14 protein-coding genes and 1 pseudogene are annotated in these 23,545 nt (G+C 53.5%); 4 read left to right on the top strand and 11 right to left on the bottom strand.

Going from position 1 to position 23,545, the window contains the following annotated elements; genetic code table 11:
* Positions 1–6: 6 nt before the first annotated feature.
* The 4 genes and pseudogenes from PSE_RS13070 to puuE all read right to left on the bottom strand — a co-directional run.
* Positions 7–3,165, bottom strand: a complete 3,159-nt coding sequence (locus PSE_RS13070; protein ID WP_041768454.1) for an efflux RND transporter permease subunit — start codon at positions 3,163–3,165, stop codon at positions 7–9.
* A gap of 23 nt (positions 3,166–3,188) precedes the next feature.
* Complete coding sequence (locus PSE_RS13065) at positions 3,189–4,577, bottom strand: efflux RND transporter periplasmic adaptor subunit (protein WP_014285292.1); 1,389 nt, start codon at positions 4,575–4,577, stop codon at positions 3,189–3,191.
* Between the two features lie 305 nt (positions 4,578–4,882).
* Entirely contained in the window at positions 4,883–5,563 is a 681-nt protein-coding gene (locus PSE_RS13060) for a L,D-transpeptidase (RefSeq protein ID WP_014285291.1), read from the bottom strand.
* A 371-nt stretch (positions 5,564–5,934) separates the two neighbouring features.
* Positions 5,935–6,834 (bottom strand): annotated as a pseudogene (gene puuE, locus PSE_RS13055) (allantoinase PuuE); the annotation flags it as partial.
* Positions 6,835–7,256: 422 nt separating this feature from the next.
* Here puuE and PSE_RS13050 point away from each other — a divergent pair.
* From PSE_RS13050 to PSE_RS13040, 3 genes are read left to right on the top strand one after another with little or no spacing between them, the layout of a single operon-like run.
* Positions 7,257–7,805, top strand: coding sequence for a PadR family transcriptional regulator (locus tag PSE_RS13050; RefSeq protein WP_037037887.1), 549 nt, complete (start codon positions 7,257–7,259; stop codon positions 7,803–7,805).
* A gap of 25 nt (positions 7,806–7,830) precedes the next feature.
* Positions 7,831–8,934: an efflux RND transporter periplasmic adaptor subunit gene (locus PSE_RS13045; protein ID WP_014285286.1), complete on the top strand. Its 1,104-nt coding sequence runs from the start codon at positions 7,831–7,833 to the stop codon at positions 8,932–8,934.
* The gene (locus tag PSE_RS13040) at positions 8,931–12,407 is read left to right on the top strand and encodes an efflux RND transporter permease subunit (RefSeq protein ID WP_014285285.1); all 3,477 of its coding nucleotides are present in this window, start codon (positions 8,931–8,933) and stop codon (positions 12,405–12,407) included. Before PSE_RS13045 ends, PSE_RS13040 begins: the two co-directional genes overlap by 4 nt.
* Positions 12,408–12,631: 224 nt before the next feature.
* Here PSE_RS13040 and pssA read toward each other — a convergent pair whose 3' ends face one another.
* The 4 genes from pssA to PSE_RS13020 all read right to left on the bottom strand — a co-directional run bounded on the left by pssA (position 12,632) and on the right by PSE_RS13020 (position 18,138).
* Complete coding sequence (pssA, locus tag PSE_RS13035) at positions 12,632–13,579, bottom strand: CDP-diacylglycerol--serine O-phosphatidyltransferase (RefSeq protein ID WP_014285284.1); 948 nt, start codon at positions 13,577–13,579, stop codon at positions 12,632–12,634.
* An 11-nt stretch (positions 13,580–13,590) separates the two neighbouring features.
* Complete coding sequence (locus tag PSE_RS13030; protein ID WP_256378189.1) at positions 13,591–14,313, bottom strand: phosphatidylserine decarboxylase; 723 nt, start codon at positions 14,311–14,313, stop codon at positions 13,591–13,593.
* A gap of 136 nt (positions 14,314–14,449) precedes the next feature.
* Entirely contained in the window at positions 14,450–16,390 is a 1,941-nt protein-coding gene (locus tag PSE_RS13025) for an ABC transporter ATP-binding protein/permease (protein WP_008551870.1), read from the bottom strand.
* Positions 16,391–16,683: 293 nt separating this feature from the next.
* Positions 16,684–18,138: an Ig-like domain-containing protein gene (locus PSE_RS13020; protein WP_244421312.1), complete on the bottom strand. Its 1,455-nt coding sequence runs from the start codon at positions 18,136–18,138 to the stop codon at positions 16,684–16,686.
* Positions 18,139–18,405: 267 nt separating this feature from the next.
* On the opposite strand from PSE_RS13020, the gene PSE_RS13015 reads away from it, so the two are divergent.
* Positions 18,406–18,996 (top strand): TIGR00730 family Rossman fold protein, encoded by a 591-nt coding sequence (locus tag PSE_RS13015; protein WP_008552018.1) that lies wholly within the window; start codon positions 18,406–18,408, stop codon positions 18,994–18,996.
* Positions 18,997–19,048: 52 nt separating this feature from the next.
* Here the strand turns inward: PSE_RS13015 and rarD are convergent, their stop codons facing one another.
* The 3 genes from rarD to cysS form a co-directional block, all read right to left on the bottom strand.
* Entirely contained in the window at positions 19,049–19,990 is a 942-nt protein-coding gene (gene rarD / locus PSE_RS13010) for an EamA family transporter RarD (RefSeq protein WP_014285281.1), read from the bottom strand.
* A gap of 178 nt (positions 19,991–20,168) precedes the next feature.
* Positions 20,169–21,773 (bottom strand): citramalate synthase, encoded by a 1,605-nt coding sequence (gene cimA / locus PSE_RS13005; RefSeq protein ID WP_008551760.1) that lies wholly within the window; start codon positions 21,771–21,773, stop codon positions 20,169–20,171.
* 212 nt (positions 21,774–21,985) lie between these two features.
* Positions 21,986–23,437 carry a cysteine--tRNA ligase gene (cysS, locus tag PSE_RS13000; protein WP_014285280.1) on the bottom strand — a complete coding sequence of 484 codons (1,452 nt, stop codon included), beginning with the start codon at positions 23,435–23,437 and terminating at the stop codon, positions 21,986–21,988.
* Positions 23,438–23,545 lie beyond the last annotated feature (108 nt).

Genomic DNA, 23,545 nt, shown 5'->3' with positions numbered 1-23,545 from the left:
CAGGTGTTACTCCGCTGGCGTGTTTGTGGTTCCCAGCGCTTCGTCCAGCTCGTTGTGCAGTTTCTCTTCACTGGCCTTACGTGGTTTCGTAAAGCGCATCAGCAGCAGATAGGCTGCAGGTGTGACAAACAATGTTGAGAGCGTTGCAAAGCCCAGACCGCCGACGATCACCCACCCCATCTCGATACGCGCTTCAGCACCGGCCCCAAACGCCATGACGAGCGGCACACCGCCTAACACGGTGGAGACAACAGTCATCACCACCGGACGGAAGCGGATGAGGCAAGCATCGTGGATCGCTTGAAACACAGAACGTCCTTCTTCACGCAGCGTATTGGCAAACTCTACGATCAGAATACCGTTTTTCGCCATGAGGCCGACCAGAAGGATGATGCCAATCTGGGAGTAGACGTTGATGGACCCTCCTGTCAGGCCGATTGAGATAATCGCAGCGGATACTCCGAATGGCACTGTGCAGAGGATCACAAAGGCGCTCATGAAGCTTTCAAACTGCGCAGCCAGCACGAGGAAGACCACAAGGATCGCAAAGAGGAACGTCATGTAGACGTTAGAAGTGGTCTTCTCCAAAACAGCTGCCTCACTGAGGAGCGTGACATTGTTTCCTTCGGGCAGGACTTCTTCAGCGACCTGTTTCATGTCTGAAATCGCCTGAGCCAGATCATAGCCTTCATTGATGGCGATGGTGACCGGGACTGCACGTTGTTGTTCTTCACGCGTCAGGCTTGGGGCAACTGCCTCTTCCTCGATGGACACGATGGAAGACATGGGCAGCATGGTGCCGTCTCTGCTCTTGATGAAGATGTTTTCCAAGTCGCGGGTTGAGCGCAGTGGCAGGCCACCTGCTTCCATGACCATCGGGATACCGTCGTCTTCCACGAAGAGGTCCGCAACGGAAGACCCATCCAGCAGCATGCGCAGGTTGGAGGCAATCCGGTCGGACGAGAGGCCCAGATCATTGGCGCGCTCTCTGTCCACGCTTACCAACAGCTGTGGCTGGGTCGTTTCGTAGGAGACAGATGCAAAGCCGACCTTATCACCGTATCGGGCCTGCATTTCTGCGACGATATCATCCGCGCTTTCCGCCAGCTCATCATAGTTGGTGCCCGTCACAGCAAAACGAAGGCCCTGCCCGGCTCCGCGGATGCCAAGCGTATTGGGCTGAGCCACCCGTACTTTGAGGCCCGGGATCTTGGAGGTTTTGCGTTGGAGTTCGTTGACGATCTCTTGCTGAGAGCGATCGCGTTCCGCCCAGTCCTTCAGGGACATAATGAGGAAGCCGCGATTGATCTGCCCGCCCATGCCAACAAGGCTCATGATGCTTCGCGCTTCGCCATTTTCTGCGTAAGGCTGAGCAATGATTTCCAGCTCCCGCATTTTGGCAGCCGTATAATCCAAGCTGGACCCCTGCGGTGCTGAGGCGATCATAAAGATCACAGAGCGGTCCTCGGAAGGTGTCAGCTGTCGCGGCAGCGATGTGAACTGTGAAGCACCAAGGATAACGAACAAGGTGGCCAGGCCCAGCAGTACGAATGGTCGGCGCAGAGACCAGTCCAACACGTTGGAGTAACCGCGTTCTATGGCAGTTCCCGCGCTGGAGATTGCTCTCCATGCGGCAGACGGCTTGTGTGTGTCCTCGTAGTTCTTCGTGCGCAGCAGGCGTGATGCCATCATTGGCGCGAGTGTCAGCGCAACGAAGGAGGACAGCATAACGCTGATTGCCAGCACGAAACCAAATTCGGAGAAAAGCTTCCCGACGCTGCCCGGCAGGAACGAGATCGGAATAAAGACAGCGGCCAATGTTGCAGTGGTGGTGATCACCGCGAAGAAGACCTCACGCGTACCAAGGATTGCAGCAGCGCGTGGTCCCTGCCCTTTGTGAACGCGCTTGGAGATGTTCTCCAACACCACGATGGCATCATCCACCACCATGCCGGTTGCAAGGAGCAGAGCCAATAGTGTGAGAACGTTGGCGGAGAAGCCTGCCAGCCAGATGCCGACCAAGGCACCGATCAAGGCTACAGGTACCGTGACGGCTGGGATGAGTGTGACGCGGATGGATCCAAGGAACAGCAACATCACACCAACGACGATGCTGGTGGAGAGGAAAAGTGAGAACACCACTTCTTTGATTGCGCCGCCAATGAAAGTGGCATCATCACTGCTGATGTTGACTTCTACATCCTTGGGCAGCTGTTCCTGCATCCGTGCAACTTCAGCACGGACATTATTGGAGATGTCGATGGTGTTGGAGTTGGCCGAGCGAATAATGCCCATGCCGACAGCACGTTTGCCGTTATAGAACGCACCAGAAGATGCTCTTTCTGGGCCGTAGCTTACAAACGCAATATCTCGGATACGCGTTGTGTCATTCAGTTTGACCATACCGATTTGTTCGGCGGTCTTCACATCAGAGTTGGCGCGAACGAAGAGTTCCTGATCGCCTGTTTCCAAAGAACCGCCAGAGGTATCCAAGGCCAGTTCTTGCAGAACACTGCGCAGGTTATCTGGTGTCAGGCCTCTGGATGACATAGCCTGCACATCAATCGCAACTTTGAAGACCGGTGTTTGCGAGCCGTAAACATCGACACTGGCCACTCCGGGCACCGAGGTGATGCGGTCGATGATCTCGTCATCAACAAACTTGCTGAGTTCCTCAATGCGCATCTCATCGGATGTCACCACGAGGCGCATGACCGGGTCAGCATCAGCGTCTGCTTTCACCACTACAGGCGTATCAGCGTCTTCAGGCAGGTTACGGCCTGCTCCACTGACGGCATCGCGAATGTCGTTGGCGGCTTCGCTGACATCTACACCGTCATTGAACTCAACTGTAATCCGGCTGCGGCCATACTTTGAGGAGGATGAGACAGATTCAATGCCAGCCGTTCGAGCGATGGCTTTTTCCAGAACGCTGGTGATTTCAGCGTCAGTGACTTCCGGCGGAGCGCCGGAATATGTGGTTGTTACGGTTACAACAGGTCGGTCTACGTTGGGCATCTCGCGCACTTCAACGCCCAGAAGCGCTGCAATACCAGCAACGATGATGAGAAGGTTCAGGGTAATCGCCAATACCGGACGTCGTACGCACAGGGCATACAATCCGCTCAGATGACTTTCCCGTTTGGAGTTTTTGTCAGTGGTCATAGAAACACCTTGGGGTCCGTCAATCAGGAGCTGGATTGGTTGGCATCATCACGGGATGCACCGGAGCGCGAGCCTGAACTTTTAACTGGCTCTCCCTGCTGAGTTTGCTCAGCATCTGCGGGCTTGTTTTTGCCTTTACCGCGGCCTTTGCCTTTGCGCTCCCCTTCTGCCTTACCCTCAGAGGTTTGGGTTTCGCTCACGAGCGGTGGTTTGTTGCCTTCCGGCTGAGTGAGTGTAAAGCCTGGTTCGGGGCTAAGCTGCACTTTGGTGCCTGGCCTCAAGTCGCGAACGCTTTCTGTGATAACAATATCACCCGGTTCAACTTCTCCTTCGATCAGTACGCGATCTGCACTGCGCTCGATAACGATCACATCAGTACGAAGAGCCTCGCCCCCCTCAGCCAGCCAGATATGTGGTCCGGAGCGATCCCATTTCAGGGCGATTGATGGAACAGACGGCCATTCGTCTCCCTCAAGCTGTACCCGTGCATCAAAGGCAATACCAGAACGCAGCAGGTCATCCGGGTTGTCGACGGTGGCTTGTACTTTCAGTGTGCGGGATTCTGAGTTTACGCGATTTTCCATGGCGGTGAGCTCACCGCTGAAAATGCGGCCCGGCATGGCTTCAGTGCGCAGCTCCACCTTGTCACCGCGCTTCACTTTGTTCGCGAAACGCTCCGGCACTACGAACTCCACCAGAATGCTAGAGCGGTCATCAAGGCCGGTGATCCGTGAGGATTGTGTGACGTAATCACCAATCTCAACATCCATGATGCCAAGCACACCATCAAACGGAGCTTTCACCAGTCTGCGATCCAGATCGATGCTGGCCTTGTCCAGATCAAGGCGTGCCTGATTTGTCGCCAGCAGAGCGTTCTGCATCTGCACGGTGGAGATAGTCTGAGAGGTCATGAGCTTTTCGTAGCGCTCGACCTGCTCTTCCGCGTCTTTCAGCGCCAGCTTAGCTCTGTTTACGGCCAGTTTCTCTTCAGCATCATCCAATCGCAGGACGATGTCTCCCTTAGAAACACGTGTGCCTGCTTTATGTGGAAGCTCCTGAATGCGGCCTGAGGCTTCCGGGTAAAGATCCGTCATCTTGGCCGCACGGCCAGTGCCGATGGCGCGGACAAATGTGTCGGTGACACCGGTGGTCACATTGCGGGCACGGGCGAGAATTTCCTGATTGCCGCCTCCACCAAATCCACGTTTGCCGCCACCTTTCTTGCCTTGCTGCTTATTGCCAGAACCCTGCACAGCAACTTCGGAAGTTTCCGCAGGCCAGAGCGTTAGTCCAATGGAAGAGAGAAATGGAACCGGCTTTGAGAACAGCGCTGGTTTGCCGATATACAATCCTGCAACGCCAATTGAGATGGCGATCAGACCAACTTTTACAGCCTGCCTAGAACGGGACATATACACCCAACTCCTACAAGAATTCGCAGTACTTACGGCTATGCAGGCTCACTGGATCAATGGGGAGCCTCTTGGCGAAACAAGTATGCTTGAAAGAACATATTAGTTGAGAGTGTTTTACATTGCTTTTGTGAGACATGTGCATTTTGAAGTTTGTAAAAACGTAATGACATTGTCTGAACCGGTGTTTTGCTACAGTTCGTTACACTTTCCTCAACCTTCCCTCGCGTTTTCCAAAGGCGGATACACAAAAGGCCTGATGGGGATATCAGGCCTTTCAGTCTTTTTCGCGATGATGTTTTTTATCAGACGCTCAACGGTTCCACCGGATTGCTGGCAGGACGAACCACAACGCGAGATCCGTTTGGTACGCGGTTGTAAAGATCGATCACGTCCTGATTGAGCAGACGGATACAGCCACTGGACACGTTTTTGCCGATGGACCAATGCTCGTTGGTGCCATGCAGGCGGTACAAGGTGTCCTTACCGTTCTGGAACAGGTAGAGCGCACGGGCGCCCAGCGGGTTTTCAATACCCGGTGCCATACCATAACGGAATTCTTCCAGCTCTGGCTGACGTGCGATCATTTCTGCCGGTGGTGTCCATTTCGGCCACTGGCGCTTGTACTGGATCACAGCATCGCCGTTCCAGCCAAAGCCTGCGCGACCTACACCAACGCCATAGCGCATCGCGGTGCCGTCACCACGCACCAGATACAGGAAGCGGTTGGATGGGTCGACGACGATGGTGCCGCCCGCTTCAGGTCCGGTGTAGTTGACGACCTGACGGAGATATTTGCCATCAGGAATTTCATTGAGGTTCACTGCCGGGACGGGGAATTTTTCTTCCGGCATCGGGCCGTAAACAGCCTTATAGTATGGGTCCTGACGAAGATCAGCGACCGTCTTACGTTTTGGTGCACTTGTGGTCTGACAGCCAGCCAACGCCAGAGCTGCTGTTCCGATGACAAAACCACGCCGGGACAAACTACTTTTGCTTGAATGCCTCGCCTTCTCGGCCGTTGCACTTAAAAAGCTCATGGTCACCCTATTATTGTTCCTTAAGTTAGATTGCCGAGGATGATGCAATAGGCATACCGCACAGCCGATTTGCGTTTCTAACTTGTCTCTATCAATAACTAATTGAGGAAGACAGATGGTCACGACAATTTGAACCTATGCATTATTCACTATGTGGATTCAAAGGGTGCGACCAACAAGGCAATATAGGGTGTGTCTGGCCTGCAAATGGCTGCATTGCGGCCAGTTCAAGAACAAAATGGCTTTTCTACAGATAGCGAGGCAACCTCCCTCACCTGCGGCAAGGAAGGCAATTGTCTCAGTTTTTGAAGAGTTTACGGTTTGTGATGCTCGTGCCAGTGGCGTGCAATATCGATGCGGCGCGGCACCCAGACGTCTTGTTTGGTGGAGATGTAATCCAGAAAGCGGGCCAGAGCAGCAGTTCGGCCAGGGCGACCAGCCAGGCGGCAATGGAGGCCAACATTCATCATTTTGGGCGCTCCATCCTCCCCTTCAGCGTAGAGTGTGTCGAAGCTATCTTTCAGGTAGGTAAAGAATTGGTCACCGCTGTTAAAGCCCTGCGGTGTTGCAAAGCGCATGTCATTGGCATCCAGCGTGTAAGGGATGATCAGATGCGGGCCTTTTGGTCCCTCCAACCAGTATGGAAGATCATCTGCGTAGCTGTCTGAACTGTACAGGAAGCCGCCTTCTTCCATGATCAGCGGTAGTGTGTTGACCGAGGTGCGGCCTGTGTACCAGCCGTAGGGGCGCTCCCCGGTGGTGTCCTCATGGATCTTGATCGCCTGTTCTATGTGCCAGCGTTCTTCTTCAGCAGAGAAATCCTTATACTCGATCCATTTGAGGCCATGAGAGGCGATCTCCCAACCTGCTTCCTTCATTGCCTCGACGGCACCGGGATTGCGTTCCAATGCTGTTGCGACACCATAACAGGTGACCGGAAACTTATGTTTCTGGAATAAACGCCACAAACGCCAGAAGCCAGCGCGGGAGCCATACTCGTAGATAGACTCCATATTCATGTGGCGCTGGTTCAGCCACGATTCCGCGCCGACAATTTCAGAAAGGAATGCTTCGGAGCCGGCATCTCCATGAAGGATGTTGTTTTCGCCGCCTTCTTCATAATTGATGACGAACTGTACCGCGATCTTCGCATTGCCTGGCCATTTAGGGTCCGGTGTGTTCCGGCCATACCCAATCATATCGCGTGCATAATCCATCATGAAATACCTTTTTGAAGTTGACCGGAGACACTTCACCTCAAAACAGCAAGACAAGACAAGTAGGTTTGTGCAGAAATCCAATGCACAACTGCTTCGTAAACGAAGAAAATTGGAACAACCTGTGATGGCAAACACATTCTTTTGCAGATTATTTATTAAAAATGAGAGAGACCCATTGAATTTTTGAGCACGTAACCAATCTGAACCCTATGTAGCAAGAGTGGGACATCCTGTTACATTTCTACATTTGACAGCGTTCAGAGCATTAAGTAGAAAAGTTTCACATATATCTAATCGATATATATCGAACGTGATCAGACTTTTGCTCTAGTCGAAATTAAGTCTTTTAAGTTCAGTAGTTTATTCGAGCTCATCGCAATATGGGCTCTGTTTTCAACACTCAGTGCCATGTGGTGGGTATGAGCACACGAAAATTTTGTCTTGCCATATTGTCCAGCGGAGACGCGACGGGATATGAAATTCGCAAGACTGCGCAAGAAGGTCATTTTAGCCATTTCATTGAAGCCAGTTACGGGTCGATTTATCCGTCACTTGCCAAGATGGAACAGGAAGGGCTTGTGACGTGGCGCGAAGAGACCTCCTCAGGCAAACCGTCCCGAAAAATCTATTCTATTACGCAAGCAGGGCGTGATGCTTTTGTGCAAGAGCTGACTGAGACCCCTGTCGAAGATCTGTTCAGATCCCCTTTCCTTCTTCTTGCTCTTTATAGCCGATGGGTTGGAGGCGAGTTCATCTCACGCGAGATCGACCGCCGCATCGAGCATCTTGAGCTGAAGATCGGGGGCATGAAACACGAGGTTGAGCTTTGTGAAGATCCGGCGAGCGCCTGGACGCTGGGATACGGAATTACCACACTGAGTGCTTCCCTTGATTACCTGAAAATGAACCGAAGCAAGCTTGAGCGCATCGCCAGCGAGCGTGTCTCCCACGCTCAAGCAGCTGAATAATCGCCTAGAACCGGCGGAGAGAAAAATGGCAATTCGATTTTCACATGTTCTGGCATTGGGGCTTACGGCCGGAATTGGTATTTGGATGGCAACTGGCACCACTGTTGTGATGGGTCAGGGTAACGGCGAAAATTCCACGCCGCCGCCAGCCGAACGCGTGAAAGCCCAAGCCTCTTTACCGTTTGCCGTAAAAGTGGAAACCCTGGAAGCGACAACGCGTACGCCGTTTCTGGAAATGCGAGGGCGCACGCAGGCTGATACTCGCGTAGAGGTGCATTCGGAAACCTCTGGCGTGGTTCGCACACGTCCGGCAACGGAAGGTATGTTTGTTCGCAAAGGCGATCTGCTGTGTTCTTTAGATCGCGGTGCACGTGAAGCGCGGGTTTTGCAGGCCAATGCCGCTCTGGCGCAGGCGAACATTGATTATGAAGCTGCCAGCAAGCTGAACAACAGGGGCTTTTCTGCAGCAAACCGTGTGATCGCACTGAAGGCAACACGTGATGCGGCCAAAGCACAGTTGCAAGAAGCGGAGCTGGAGTTGGGCCGCACCGAAATCCGCGCACCGATTGATGGCATTATTGAAACACCGCTGACTGAAGTTGGTGCAATGCTTGGCGTTGGCAAAGTCTGCGCAACAATCATGGCTCCGGACCCAATGCTTGCCATTGGCGCGGTTTCTGAATCCAATATTCAGGCGGTGAAGGTTGGTCAGACTGCGGTTGTTAATCTGGTGACCGGCCAGAGTGTTGAAGGCAAGGTGAGCTACATTGCTAGCTCTGCAGATCCTGACACCCGCACCTTCCGCGTTGAGGTAGAACTGCCAAATTCTGACTTTGAACTGAAGGACGGCGTCACCACCAGCACGCAGCTGCAGCTTGCGGAAGAGAAAGCGCACTTCGTTTCTCCAGGCATCCTGACCCTTGCTGACAATGGCGACATTGGTCTGCGCGGTGTTGATGCGGACAACAAGGTTATTTTCTACCCTGTTGAACTGATCGGCGGCGACACACAAGGCGTATGGCTGAAAGGCCTGCCAGAAAAGGTGACTGTTATTACTGTGGGCCAGGACTTCGTGAAAGAAGGCCGTACTGTTCATCCTGTTTTTGAAACCGCGGAGGTTTCACAATGATTTCCATGCTGGAAGGGGTGCTCCATCGCCCCAAAACAGTTTTTGTGATGATGCTCTTCATGGTGATCGCAGGCATTATGTCCTACATCGCGATCCCGAAGGAAGCAGCTCCTGATATTGACGTTCCTTTCTTTTACGTTTCTGTCAGCCAGTCCGGCATTTCTCCTGAAGATGGGACACGCCTGATCGGTCAGCCGATGGAAACAGAGCTCCGAGGCCTTGAAGGACTTAAGGAGATCACCACCATTGCCTCTGAAGGGCACGTGGGTATCTTGCTGGAGTTCGACATCAGCGTCGATAAAGACAAGGCTCTGACGGACGTTCGCGAGAAGGTGGATACTGCGAAAAGCAAGATCCCTGAGGACGCCAAAGAGCCTACTGTCAGCACCCACAACATGGCGCTTCAGCCAACCATGACCATCGCCCTTTCCGGTGATGTCCCTTCCCGCACGCTCTATCGGCTTGCTGATCGTCTGAAAGACGAGATCGAGTCCATTGCGTCCGTGAAAGAGGTTGAGCTGACTGGCCAGCGCGATGAGCTTTTGGAAGTGATCATCGATACGCTGAAGATGGAAAGCTATTCCATCAGCCAGAGTGAGCTGATCAACGCCCTTAGCCTGAACAACCAGCTGATTGCTGCGGGCTTTATTGATGGTGGTGCCGGTCGCTTCAACATCAAAGTACCGGGCCTGATCCTTGACGCTGATGATGTTTATTCGCTGCCCGTGAAACAATCCGGCGAAGGTGTTGTTACTCTAGGCGATATCGCGACCATCAAGCGGACCTTCAAAGATCCAAGCACATTCACTCTGGTGAACGGCCAACCAGCTGTTTCTCTGGACGTTGTGAAGCGTATTGGTGAGAACATCATCGAGAACAACGCAGCTGTGCGCACTGTTGTTGAGGAGATCACAAAAGATCTGCCACCAACTGTGTCGGTCAGTTACATGCTCGATGAGTCCGACAACATTTTCCAGGTTCTCAACTCCCTTGAATCTTCCATCATGACCGCGATCTTCCTCGTGATGATCGTTGTGGTGGCAGCTCTTGGGTTGCGTTCTGCGGTGCTTGTTGGTCTGGCAATCCCGACCAGTTTCATGCTCGGCTTCCTGACACTGACAACCATCGGCATGACCGTGAACACCATGGTGATGTTCGGCCTCGTGCTGACCGTTGGTATGCTGGTTGATGGTGCGATCGTGATGGTGGAATACGCAGACCGTAAGGCTGCAGAAGGTATGCCTCCGCGGGACGCTTATATCCGTGCAGCCAAGCTGATGTTCTGGCCGATTGTCTCTTCCACTGCAACAACACTGGCAGCCTTCCTACCGATGCTGCTGTGGCCGGGCGTTCCGGGCGAGTTCATGAGCTACCTGCCGATCATGGTGATCATCGTTCTGTCCGGCTCTTTGTTGACAGCTATGGTGTTCCTACCGGTGACCGGTGGCATCTTGGCTTCCGTGTTTGCGTTCATGAGCAAGTATGGTGAGCATCTTCTGGCTCTTATTATAGCGATGGCGCTTGCTGTTGTGGTTTCCAGCCTCACACCTGTCGTTGCGGTGCTTGGGCCAGCTTCTAAGTTGCTGGGTGCAGCAGTCCTCGCGATTGCCTACCTACCATTGATGAAGATGTTCAAGCCAATCCTCAACTACTCGCGCGCTCGTGTTGAGCGTCGCAAGACCGAAGAGTTGGCAGCAGCAAAAGTGTTCTCTGGACATGGTCCGTTCGACACCACCAAGCTGCGCGGTATCACCCGCGCTTACATAGCTGTTCTGGAGTTTCTGGTTCGCAGATGGTGGGCTGGTATGATGGCTATTGTTGCCATGCTGACTCTTTGTGCGGGTATCTTCATTACCTTTATGGGCAACAATGCCGGGACTGAGTTCTTCGTAGATGAAGAGCCAGAGCAAGGTAAGTTCTATGTAACAGCGCGTGGTAACATGTCTGCGCTGGAAGCATTGGAGCTTGTTCGTCAGGTTGATAACGTCATTCTGGCAGAGCCAGGCATTGAGAACGTTGTGACCCGTGCCTTCCCTGTTGGAGTACGTGGTGGTAGCGGCAACAATGCACCTGCGGATCTGATCGGTTCCATCGATATTGAGTTTGCTGATTTCTGCTGCCGTCGTTCGGCGCAGGAGATCTTCAACAGCGTTCGTGAGAAGACCACCCAGATTCCGGGCATCAAGGTTGAATCCCGTCAGGTTGAAGGTGGTCCTCCAACCGGTAAAGACATTCAGCTGCAGATCAGCTCAAACAACTACGAAGCTGCTGTTGCTGCTGCTGATCGTGTTCGCAACCACATCGACACCATCGATGGTTTGCGTGATCAGGAAGACAGCCGTCCGCTACCAGGTATCGATTGGGAGCTAACCATCAACCGCGAGAAAGCGGCACGCTATAAAGCGGATATCGCTGCTGTGGGTGCGATGGTTCAGCTGGTGACCAACGGTGTTCTGATTGGTGATTATCGTCCATCTGACTCTGAAGATGAAGTGGACATTCGCGTTCGCCTGCCAGTGGAGGAACGCACGCTCGACAAGTTTGATGAGCTGCGCCTGCGCACCTCTTTGGGCCAGATCCCTCTGTCCAACTTTGTGGAACGCACACCGAAGCAGAAGGTTTCCAGCATCACACGCCGTAATGGCATGTTCTCACTGGACGTGAAGGCTGGCGTTGATAAGGACCGCTTCCTCATTACTGAGAAAGAGGCTGAAATTCAGGCCTGGCTTGACACTCAGCAGTGGCCGGAAGGTGTGTTCATCAAGTTCCGTGGTGCGAACGAAGAGCAAGCCAAATCTCAGGCCTTCCTTATGAAGGCGATGATTGGTGCCCTCTTCCTGATGTTCATCATTCTGCTGACCCAATACAACAGCTTCTACCAAAGCTTCCTGACACTCTCGACCGTTGTGATGAGTGTGTTTGGGGTGCTGCTGGGCATGCTGGTGACCGGACAAAAGTTCTCGATCATCATGACCGGAACTGGCATCGTGGCTTTGGCTGGCATCGTGGTGAACAACGCGATCGTTCTGATCGATACCTACAATCGCTTCCGTGAAGACGGACAGAGCCCGGTAGATGCAGCGCTGCGCACCAGTGCACAGCGTATCCGTCCGGTGATGCTGACCACAATCACAACGATTGCAGGTCTCATTCCAATGGCGACGCAGATCAGCTTCGACTTTGCTAATCAGGTCACCACTTTTGGCAGCGTAACGGCCAGCTGGTGGGTACAGCTCTCAACAGCTGTAATCTCCGGTCTGGCGTTCTCCACGCTGCTGACGCTGGTGGTGATCCCGATTGCTCTGGTGATGCCGATGCACATGAAGAATGGCGTGACGCGGTTCTCCAGCCGTCGTCAGGGCAAAATGCCTGCGGATCAGTATGCCTTTGCTAATGGCAATGTGGGAACGAAAGAACCGAGCTTCGGAGACGAGGTTGAAGAGGTCAAACGCGTTCCAGAGGCTGCTGAATAAAGCTGGCTCAGATACGAGTAAGAAAGAGGCTGCTTCGGCAGCCTTTTTTGTTGCCTGCATTCTAAGGACAAAGCTGGGAGCTGGGAGCTGGGAGCTGGGAGCTGGGAGCTGGGAGCTGGGAGCTGGGAGCTGGGAGAGCGTTTGCATATGGCGCTGTCAGGTCAACAAAAAAGGCCGCGGAGTGTTCCACGGCCTTTCATAAATCTCAGTGCTTCCGCGAGACGTTAAGTCTTGCTGTCCTCCTGATCCTGTTTTGGATCAGGCACGCCTGCTTTGGCGATGTCTTCGAGGCTGACTTTCAAAGAGGCTTTGTCCTCTGACACGCTTTCCTCTTCAATCTCGGTTGTCATCACATCACAGTCCGCGTGTGGCCCCTTCCCTGTTACACAGTGGATTTTGTAGGAGCGCCATGCGAACGGGATAGAGATGAGGTAGCCGAGACTGATCACAGTCAGACACTCAAACGGATAGCTCGCGGCGAGTGCGACGATACCAACAGCAACGACGAACAGCGGCAGAACCCATTCACGGCGGATGTGAGTGCCGATCTGCTTGCCGGAGAAGGTTGGCAGCTGGCTGACCATCAGGAGGCCGATGAACATGGTGTAGAGCGCAACTGGCAATGCCAGCTCGTTCCAATGCGGTACGCCCAGACGCTCAAGATAGATCGGCAGCAGAACTGTCAGTGCGCCTGCCGGGGCCGGAACACCGGTGAAGAACTTGTTAGCCCATTTCGGCTTATTCGGATCGTCCAGCGCCACGTTAAAGCGCGCCAGGCGGAGTGCCATACAGATAGAGAACAGCAGTGAGGCGATCCAGCCGAGGGAGCTGGCGTCTTCCAGCATCCATGCGTACAGGATGATGCCCGGTGCTACACCGAAGTTCACAAAGTCAGCCAGCGAGTCCAGCTCGGCGCCAAACTTGGTGGTGCCTTTGAGCATGCGCGCAACGCGGCCATCCAGTGCATCCAGAATAGCAGCCAGGAAGATGGCAGCGATTGCCATATCCCACCTGTCTTCCATGGCCATGCGGATGGCTGTCAGGCCAGAACACAGCGCCAGCAGGGTGACGACATTTGGTAAAACAATACGAAGGGGAATGCGCTTGCGCGTACTCCCTTTTCCATTGGCGGGTTGACCTCCCGGTTCGTAGGGAGGAAATGGATTTGACACGCTATACTACCTTAAGAAACGCGGGCAACGACGTCGCCTGCTTCTTCATCTTTCAGATTTGCCAGAATACTCTCGCCAGCAATCATGGTCTGGCCCAAGGCAACTTGTGGCTTTGTACCCTGTGGCAGGTAAACATCAAGACGGGATCCGAAGCGGATCAGACCGAAGCGATCACCTGCAGAAATGTTTTCGCCTTCTTTGACGAAGCACACAATACGGCGTGCTACGAGGCCGGCGATTTGCACAACGCCGATGCGGGCATTGTCGTTTTCAATGATCAGGCCGTTGCGCTCGTTGTGCTCACTTGCCTTGTCCAGCTCCGCATTCAGGAACTTTCCGGCTTTGTAAGCAACGCGCGTGACGCGGCCTGCCATTGGCGCACGGTTTACGTGGCAGTTAAAGACATCCATGAAGATGCAGACACGCATCATCGGCTGATCACCCAAATCCAGCTCACGCGGTGGAACGGCGGAGCCCATCAGGCACACGGTGCCATCTGCGGGAGAAACAATCAGGCCGTCTTTAACAGGTGTGACACGTTTTGGGTCACGGAAGAAGTAACAGACCCATCCGGTGAGAAAGAGGCCTATCCAGAAAAGAGGTGACCAGAACCAACCTAAAATGATGGTCAGGACAGCAGCAATGGCGATGAACGGGTAACCTTCTCTGTGAATGGGAACCAGTGTCTTGGAAATGCTGTCTACCAACGACATCGTCGACCACCTTTGCTCAATTGAGGGGTTCAGCTATTGAACCCCTCAGACGTTAAGTTTCTGCTCATAGAGCAACTCAGAGAGTTCTGTGCAAGCAACTCTAGCTTATTTAAACAGAGATTCCCCTGATTGCGCGCAGAGCTTTCCCTTCAACCCACTATTTCTTGTCGTTTATGCCCTCAATTACGGCTTCTTCAGCACTTTTGCCTCTGGAAATGAAGCCCTGATCATCTTCACGCATTTCAGCCAGACGTGCTTCTGCTTCGCTGACTTCACGCTGACGGCTCCACATGGAGGCATAAAGGCCATCGTTGGCCATAAGCTCAGCGTGGGTGCCCTGCTCTACGGCTTCACCGGCTTTGAGCACGAGGATCTGATCTGCATTCACCACGGTTGAGAGACGGTGGGCGATGACGAGCGTGGTGCGGTCTTTGGAGACCACATCCAGAGCGGACTGGATTTCCTGCTCGGTGTGGGTGTCCAGAGCGGACGTTGCTTCATCAAGGATGAGGATTGGCGGGCTCTTGAGAATGGTTCGCGCAATTGCCACACGCTGTTTTTCACCACCGGAGAGCTTCAGGCCGCGTTCCCCCACTTCACTGTCATAACCATGCGGCAGTGCTTCAATGAAGTGGTCGATCTGGGCCAGCTTTGCTGCTTCCTTCACCTCTTCATCCGTTGCGTTCACGCGGCCATAGCGGATGTTGTATGCAATGTTGTCGTTAAACAGCACCGTATCTTGCGGCACCATGCCGATGTGATCGCGTAGGGACTTCTGAGTGACTTCACGCACGTCCTTGCCATCAATGGTGATGCGGCCTGAGGTGACGTCATAGAAACGGAACAGCAGGCGTGAGATGGTGGACTTACCAGCACCGGACGGTCCAACAATTGCGATGGTGCTGCCAGCAGGGACTTCGAAGTTTACGCCTTTGAGGATCGGGCGCTCTTCGTCGTAGTGGAAGTGCACGTCCTCAAACTTGATGGTGGCTTCTTTGACCTTCAGGTTCTCAGCCAATGGCTCATCCTGAATTTCAGGTTCAACAGCCAGAACAGAGAACATGGCTTCCAGATCAGCGATCCCCTGACGGATTTCGCGGTAGATGAAGCCGATGAAGTTGAGCGGAACAGACAACTGCATAAGCAGCGCGTTGATCATGACGAAGTCACCGATAGTCTGCTCGCCGCGTTGGATTGCCATTGCGGACATGACCATACAGGTTGTCATACCGACGCCCAGGATCAACGCCTGCCCGAAGTTCAGCCAGGATAGAGATGTCCATGTTTTGATGGCCGCGCGCTCATAGCCACGCATTGCCTTATCAAAACGGCCACGCTCCATCTCTTCGTTGCCGAAGTACTTTACGGTCTCAAAGTTCAGCAGGCTGTCGACGGACTTGCTGTTTGCGTCGTTGTCCGCGTTGTTCATGTCACGGCGGATCTGGATACGTTTATCGGAAGCCACAACGGTGTAGTAGACGTAGGCGAACACGGTGACGCCAACGACGACCACGTACCAGAAACCGAACTGGAACCAGATGACAACCGCCATCATGGCAAATTCAACGACTGTTGGAATACCGCTGAGGATCGTGAAACGAACGATGCCTTCAATGCCCTTCACACCACGGTCGATCACGCGGGTCAGACCGCCGGTGCGACGGGACAGGTGATAGCGCAGGGACAGCGCATGGAGGTGCTGGAAGGTCAGGTTGGCCAGTTCGCGGACAGCGTGCAAGCCGACGCTTGAGAAGATGGCATCACGGATCTGGTTGAAACCGACAGCCATGGTTCTGGCGACATTATACGCAATCACCAGCATGATTGGCGCAATGAGGATTGGTGGCAACCAGTTTGGCAGAACACTGTTGTCAGTCAGGGCATCGGTTGCCCATGCATAAAGGTAGGGTGCGAAAACGGTAATAATTTTTGCGACAATCAACGCCGCGAGGGCCAGAACGACACGCTTTTTCAGCTCCGGCCTTGCATCAGGCCACATGTAAACCCAGAGAGTTTTCAGTGAACGAAGCAAGCCTTTATCGTCTGCATCCAAAGCAGGGGCGGATTTTTCCTGCTGTTTTTTGCTTGTTGCAGTCATGCTAGTGCCTTGTTGCCCGGCACGCTTCTCAATACGCAGAAGCGGTTTGGCGAATTTGGAATGTCTTATCAGAAGAGCAATGGTCCTGAACGCGCCATTGTCATCAGATTGGAAAGGGTCTTATGCCCTCTTTGGGAACGCACCCTCATCCGAAAACCGAAACCACTTTTCGGGAGTGCGCAGTAGGTTTGCAAACCAGAGAAAGCGCTGGATTGCTCATCCAGCGCTTTCCGAAAGATTAATCTGGAAAGCTTTCTCTTCTTAAATAGGACGTTCGAAGAGAAGAATCCAGATCAGTTATTAATTGTTTTCCAATTCAGGTCAGCCACAGGCAACATGAACACCTGTCCCGGGAAGATCAGGTCCGGATTTTGAATCTGCTGGCTGTTTGCCTGATAGATGGTGGTGTAACGCGTTCCCTGACCATACAGGCGGCGGGAAATGGTCCAGAGGTTATCACCGCGGCGAATGATAACATTTGGCAGCTCACCAATACCGACAGATGCAGATGAGCCTTTAGAGCCGGAACCTTCTGCAACGAGGCGAACCGGGATCATGGCCACATCGTTCTCACCTTTGGTGAAGACGACTTGCGCACGGGCTTCCACTTTGCCTTCGGTGTTTTCTACCTTGTCGGCGCGCACTTCTACGTTGCCAGCCGGAATGGTCTTTTCAGCTTCCACCAGCCAACGGCCTTCTTTGCCTGCTTTAGCTTCGCCGACGAACTCTTCGCCAACGTAGACACGAACCTGCGCGCCCGGCTCACTTTCACCTGCCACAAAGACCTTGCCCTGCTCGGTCTCAACAGCCTTCACGGTCAGCTCAGGCTCTTCGTTTGCCTGCGCAACAGCAACAGGGGCTGGAGCGTCGGTTGGGGTTTCGGTCTGCGTTGCAACGGCAGCAGGTGCTTCTGGCTGAGGCTGTTCAGCAGTCTCTGCTGCTGTTGGTGCAGGTGTTTCAGAGGTTGGAGCTGGTGTCTCTGTGACAGCAACGGCGGTTTCAGCTGGTGCAGCTGCTGGCTTTTCAGCGGTGGCAACAGGTGCAGGTGCTTCTTCTTTTGCGCCCGGTGTTTCAGCGGCGGCTGTTTCAACCGGAGCATCCATTTTTGGCTGCTCTGTCTGGACGGTTGTTACTGGTTCAGCCGTAACTGGCGCTTCCGGAAGCTGAAGAATTTTGGATGGTGCGTTTGGCTCATTGAGGACAACGAGGACTTCACCGCTTTCATCCTCAGGCACGGAGACAGCAATGTGCTGCTCGGAGCCATTCTTTTCCTGAGTTTCCTGATTGGTCGCTTCCAGGCTGACATCGTGGTCGCCCGGTTTCAGCGGTTTATCGAGGACAATTGCGAACTCGCCGCGGTTGTTAGCGATGCCTTTGCCGATTACATCGCCATTGGAGATGAGCGCGACAATGGAGCCGGCTTCAGCGCGGCCTGCAACCACTGCATCACCTGATGGCTCAACACGCATCACATCGAAACTTGGGACATTGTCGTCGGCAACATCTGCTGTCTCCAGCTTGGTAGTCGCTTCAGGAGTTTTATCGGCCCCTGCATTATCTACCTGTGCGCCCGACGAGTTGAGCTGTACTTTGCCATTTGCAGCGGCCTCCAGCTTTGCAACAGCCTTTTCAGCTTCTGCTACAACCGAAGTGTCTTCCTTGCTCAGGTAGTACGCCCCCGCACCGATTGCGCCCGCAGCAACAGCTACAGCAACTGTCAGCAACCAGTTCATCCCCGATTTCGACATGGTTCTCAATTGCTCCTCAAGCAGACCATAGTTCACTCGACATGGCATGCTTTGACATTATATCAGATTGCTCGGATATCAGTTTATCCGGCTGTCTCTTTTGCCGAGTTTAGAGCAAAAAAGACAGACTTTAATCGTGTTTGTTATACATGTTTAACCCGAGGGGCAAGGTGCACCATGTCAGGCAAGTTGCACATGTTGGGTGAATTAACCTCATTTTACGAGCCTTGCTTGACGTTCCCCCTAGCCTAATGCGACAGAATACCTATGAAAACCTTGAAAAGCATCTGCGTATATTGCGGCTCCAACGCGGGGAGCCAGCCGCTGTTTGAACAAGCTGCGATTCAGCTTGGTGAATTGTTAGCCCGTGAAGGGATTCGACTCGTTTATGGCGGCGGATCCATTGGACTTATGGGAGCTGTTGCAAAAACCGTTCTTGAAAACGGTGGTGAAGTGACCGGCGTTATTCCTAAGTTCCTGAAGGAACGGGAAGTGATGCTGGAAGAAGCCCACGAACTGATCGTGACGCAGGACATGCATGAGCGCAAGCGCACCATGTTTGAAAAAGCGGATGCGTTCATCGCTCTTCCGGGCGGGATCGGCACACTTGAGGAACTTGTGGAGATGCTGACCTGGGCTCAGCTTGGCCGTCACGACAAGCCAATGCTGCTGCTCAATCTGGATCAGTTCTGGACGCCATTGGTTGAGCTGCTCGACCATATGCGAGGCCTTGGCTTCATTCGTCCAGACAGCGACATCACCTATGAGATCACCTCAGACGTTTCGCAGAGCGTCGATATCCTTTGCAAGGCCATTGAGGGCTGCAAAGTTGAACATCCGGATGTCAAAGACATGTAATGAAAAAGGCCGCTGATTGAGCGGCTTTTCTTAATTCTGAGTGTGATTGTTTTTACGCTATTTTCTCCATACGGCGGCGCGCCATAACGCCATCAATGGAGAAGACCACCAGCGAGAACCAGATCATGCCGAACGCAAACAGACCTTCCAGCGACAGTTCCTCTCCAAACAACCAGATTGCACTAAGGAAGTGAATGGAAGGCGCGATGTATTGCAGGAAGCCGATGTAGACCATTGGCAAGCGCCGTGCGGCAAAGGCAAAGACCACCAGCGGCACGGCTGTGATCACCCCTGTAAAGAGCAGCAAGGACAGGAACCATGGATGCTCGGTTGGGATGGTTGGATAGATACCGCCGGACCCCACTACGGTGAAGTACCAAAGACCGCCCAGCGCAAACGGCATAACCAGCAGAACTTCCACCAACTGACCGGCAACAGCACCTACAGGGGCTTTTTTGCGCACGAAGCCGTAGAGCGCAAAGCTGAGGGCCAGCACCACGGAGACCCACGGCAACTCCCCAACCTCATAGGTTTTGTAGAGCACCGCGAAGATGGTGATGGCTAGAGCCAGCATCTGCGCTTTGGTGAGGCGCTCGGAGAGCAGCACAACGCCCAAGCCCACACTGACGAGTGGGTTGATGAAATAGCCGAGACTTGCGTCCAGCACCCTGCCCGTTTCAACGGACCAGATAAAGACGGTCCAGTTGATGCTGATGACTGAGGCAGAGACCAGCAGATAGCGCAGGCGAGAGAAATCGCAGAAGATGGCGAAGACCTCTTTGCGCAGCTTGCTCATGACCAGAAACGCACCCAGGAACAGCACGGAGCCAATCACGCGATAGCAAATCACGATGATCGCTGGCATGTCTGCTGTGAGCTTATAGTACATGGGTGCAAAGCCCCACATGAGATAAGCAGATATCGCTGCAATCAAGCCAGCTTTGAACGCTTCCGGCGTGCTCAGCTGGTCAGCAGCGGATGCTGACTGGCTCATTAAACCCTCATACTACGAAATAAATGGGCGCCAGAGAACCTGACGCCGATGAAATAAAGGTAGGAATGGCCGCGCGATCGCGACCACAAATCTTTTAGCGCTTATTCCCAGGTATCTTTATCTGAAAACCGGTTCCCACTTTTCAGCGATACGTTTTAAGATGCCTTATCAGCATCTATCAGGCTGTTTCCAACTCATTCGCCTTGAAAATGCAATAGCGAACGGAATCTACCAGAGCCTGGAAGGAGGCGTCTACGATGTTTTCAGAGACGCCAACCGTGAACCAGCGCTTGCCGGTTTTCTTGTTCTGGCTTTCTATGAGAACGCGGGTGATCGCGCTGGTACCGCCGTTCAATATTCGCACTTTATAGTCGATCAGTTCAAGGTCAGCTATCAGGCTTTGGTATTTGCCGAGATCTTTGCGCAGTGACAGATCAAGTGCGTTGACCGGGCCATTCCCTTCCGCCACCGACATGAAGGTCTCGCCGTCCACTTCCACTTTCACGACTGCTTCGGAAACGGTCACCCGCTCACCCAGCGCGTTGTAGCGGCGCTCCACTCCGGTGCGGAAGGACAGGACGTCGAAGTAATCCGGCACGGAATGCAAACGTCTACGGGCGAGGAGTTCAAAGGAAGCGTCTGCGGCTTCATAGGCAAAGCCCTGTGCTTCCAGTTCCTTCACTTCTGCCAGCAGGCGATCAACACGTGGATCTGCTTTGTCCGCGTCCACACCGAGGCGTTTCAGCTCGTTAAGCAGGTTGGATTTTCCTGCCTGATCTGAGACAAGCACACGGCGCTGGTTGCCGACCATTTCTGGTGGAATGTGCTCGTAAGTGTCCGGGTTCTTCAGGATGGCAGAAGCGTGAATGCCTGCTTTGGTGGCGAAGGCATTTGCGCCAACATAGGGAGCATGGACGTTGGAAGATCGATTCAGGATCTCGTCAAAACTCCTTGATATTGCAGTCAATTCTGTCAGATCTTCAACCTTGATGCCAAGTTCCACCAGATCGCAATACGGCTTCTTCAGCAGCATATTTGGGATCAGGGTGATCATGTTGGCATTGCCGCAACGCTCACCGATGCCGTTCAGCGTGCCCTGTACCTGACGAACGCCAGCGACAACTGCTGCCAGCGTATTTGCGACGGCGTGGCCAGTGTCGTCATGAGCGTGGATACCCAGATTGCTGCCCGGCACCACCTGCATCACGGCGTTGACGATCTCAGTGACTTCGTGCGGAAGCGTACCGCCGTTGGTGTCGCACAGGACCACCCAGCGCGCACCGGCTTCATAGGCAGTCTTCGCGCAGGCCAGAGCATAGTCCGGGTTCGCTTTGTAGCCATCAAAGAAGTGCTCGCAGTCGATCATGGCTTCCTTACCAGCGTCGACGGAGGCTTTGACGGTGTCAGCGATGCTTTCCAGATTTTCTTCGTTGGTGCATTTCAGCGCGATATCGACGTGGTAATCCCAGCTCTTTGCCACATAGCAGGTGGCATCTGCTGCAGACTGCAGAACCATCTGCACGCCCGGATCATTGCTGACGGAGCGCCCTGCCCGTTTGGTCATGCCAAATGCGGTGAAGATCGCTTTTTGGGTTCTCTTTTCTGAGAAAAACTTTGTGTCTGTGGGGTTCGCACCCGGATAGCCGCCTTCAATATAGTCGACACCCAGTCTTTCCAATAAGTCGGTAATGGCAATTTTTTCGTCCACGGAGAAATCAATGCCGGAGGTCTGAGCCCCATCGCGCAATGTCGTGTCGAAAAGATACAGACGCTCTTTCGTCATAGTATGCCTACCCTGCTTATTGTCCTGAGCTTTGCCTCAGGCTCCCCTCATTTGACGGAGGCTTCCCTGTTGCCTCCGTAGGATCTCTCAAGGCACACACAACGCGCGCCTTGAGAAAACTTAGCAAGCCTAACGGGTTATCCCATTCAGAACCATGGAGCAGACTTCAAGTTTCCTTGTGGTATCTGCTTACTCCATTGTCCGCTTTTCCGTTAAGCGCAGGACCAGGTGGTTTCGATCTCACCTGTTTCCTTGTTTTTCATGTCTTTGAGCACGATGCCGTCAGCTGCCAGCTCATCACGGATGCGATCGCTTTCGGCAAAGTCTTTGGCCTTGCGGGCTTCCAGACGTTTTGCGATCAGCTCTTCCACCTTTGCCTTCAGTTCAGGAGAGACATCCGCTTCAGCTTTTTCTTGCGTTTGCGCTTTGGAAAATGATTCAAGATCAAAGCCCAAGAACTTGATAGAATTAGCTAATTTCTGAGCAGCGTCTGCATCGCCACCGCGTGCATCACGGGCGAGCTTATGAAGAGCGGCAAAAGCACGTGGTGTGTTCAGATCGTCCTTCAGGCCTTCCAGAACGGCTTCATCCGGTGCACCATTTTCCTGTGCGGTGACATCATGCTTCTTCAGTAGCTCTGCCCAGCGGGTGAGCTGCTTTTCGCCTTCTGCCAGACTTTTGAACGTGAAGTCGATTGGCTGGCGATACTGGGTCTGAAGCAGCGCGTAGCGGATGGCCTGACCGGACCATTTGCGTCCGCCGCCCTCTTCTGTATCCAGCAGCTGATGCACGGTGAAGAAGTTGCCCAGAGACTTGGACATCTTTTCGCCTTCCACCTGCAGGAAGCCGTTGTGCAGCCACACGTTTGCCATGGCATGGGTGTCGTGCGCACATCTGGACTGTGCAATCTCGTTTTCATGGTGTGGGAAGGTCAGGTCGACCCCGCCGCCATGAATATCAAAGACCTTGCCCAGATGCTTTTCAGACATTGCGGAACATTCGATGTGCCAGCCCGGACGGCCCGGCGTTTTGATGCCGCATGGGCTTTCCCAGCCTGGCTCTTCCGCTTTGGATGGCTTCCAGAGCACGAAGTCGGTCGGGTCTTTTTTGTAGGAGGCCACTTCCACACGGGCACCGGCGACCATCTCGTCCAGTGTGCGGTTGGAGAGCTTTCCGTATTCTGGCATGCTTGGCACGTGGAAGAGAACGTGTTCGTCCGCGACATAGGCATGGCCTTTGTCGACGAGCGTTTCGATCATCTCTTTCATCTCTTCGATGTGCTCGGTTGCACGCGGTTCGATGTCCGGAGCCTGAGCGCCCAGCGCTTCCATGTCCGCATGGTACTGACCGGCTGTTTTTTCGGTCAGCTCGCGAATGGAAATGCCTTCCCGTGCTGCGCGCTCATTAATTTTGTCATCCACGTCTGTGATGTTTCGCACATATGTGACATGGTCTTTGCCATAGAGTTGGCGAAGCAGCCTTGCCAGAACATCAAAAACGACGACAGGGCGCGCATTACCAATATGGGCGTAGTCATAAACGGTGGGACCACACACATACATGCGCACGTTAGACGCATCCATTGGCACAAAAGCTTCTTTTGTGCGTGTCAAAGTATTGGTGAGCAGAAGTCCCTTTTCGCCTTGGGCTGTGTCTGCGCTCATAGTGGTTCGTCTCCTGGCCAGCTGGCCGGGCGTTCATCTCACGCAGAAAATAGGCAGGATAGAACGGCCACAGCCAGCGTTGTCGCTAGCTGCAAATAATGATGGTGC

Origin of the sequence: Pseudovibrio sp. FO-BEG1, from assembly GCF_000236645.1 — a bacterium.
In the GTDB taxonomy this organism is placed as follows: domain Bacteria; phylum Pseudomonadota; class Alphaproteobacteria; order Rhizobiales; family Stappiaceae; genus Pseudovibrio.
This window is presented reverse-complemented; position numbering and strand designations above follow the sequence as displayed.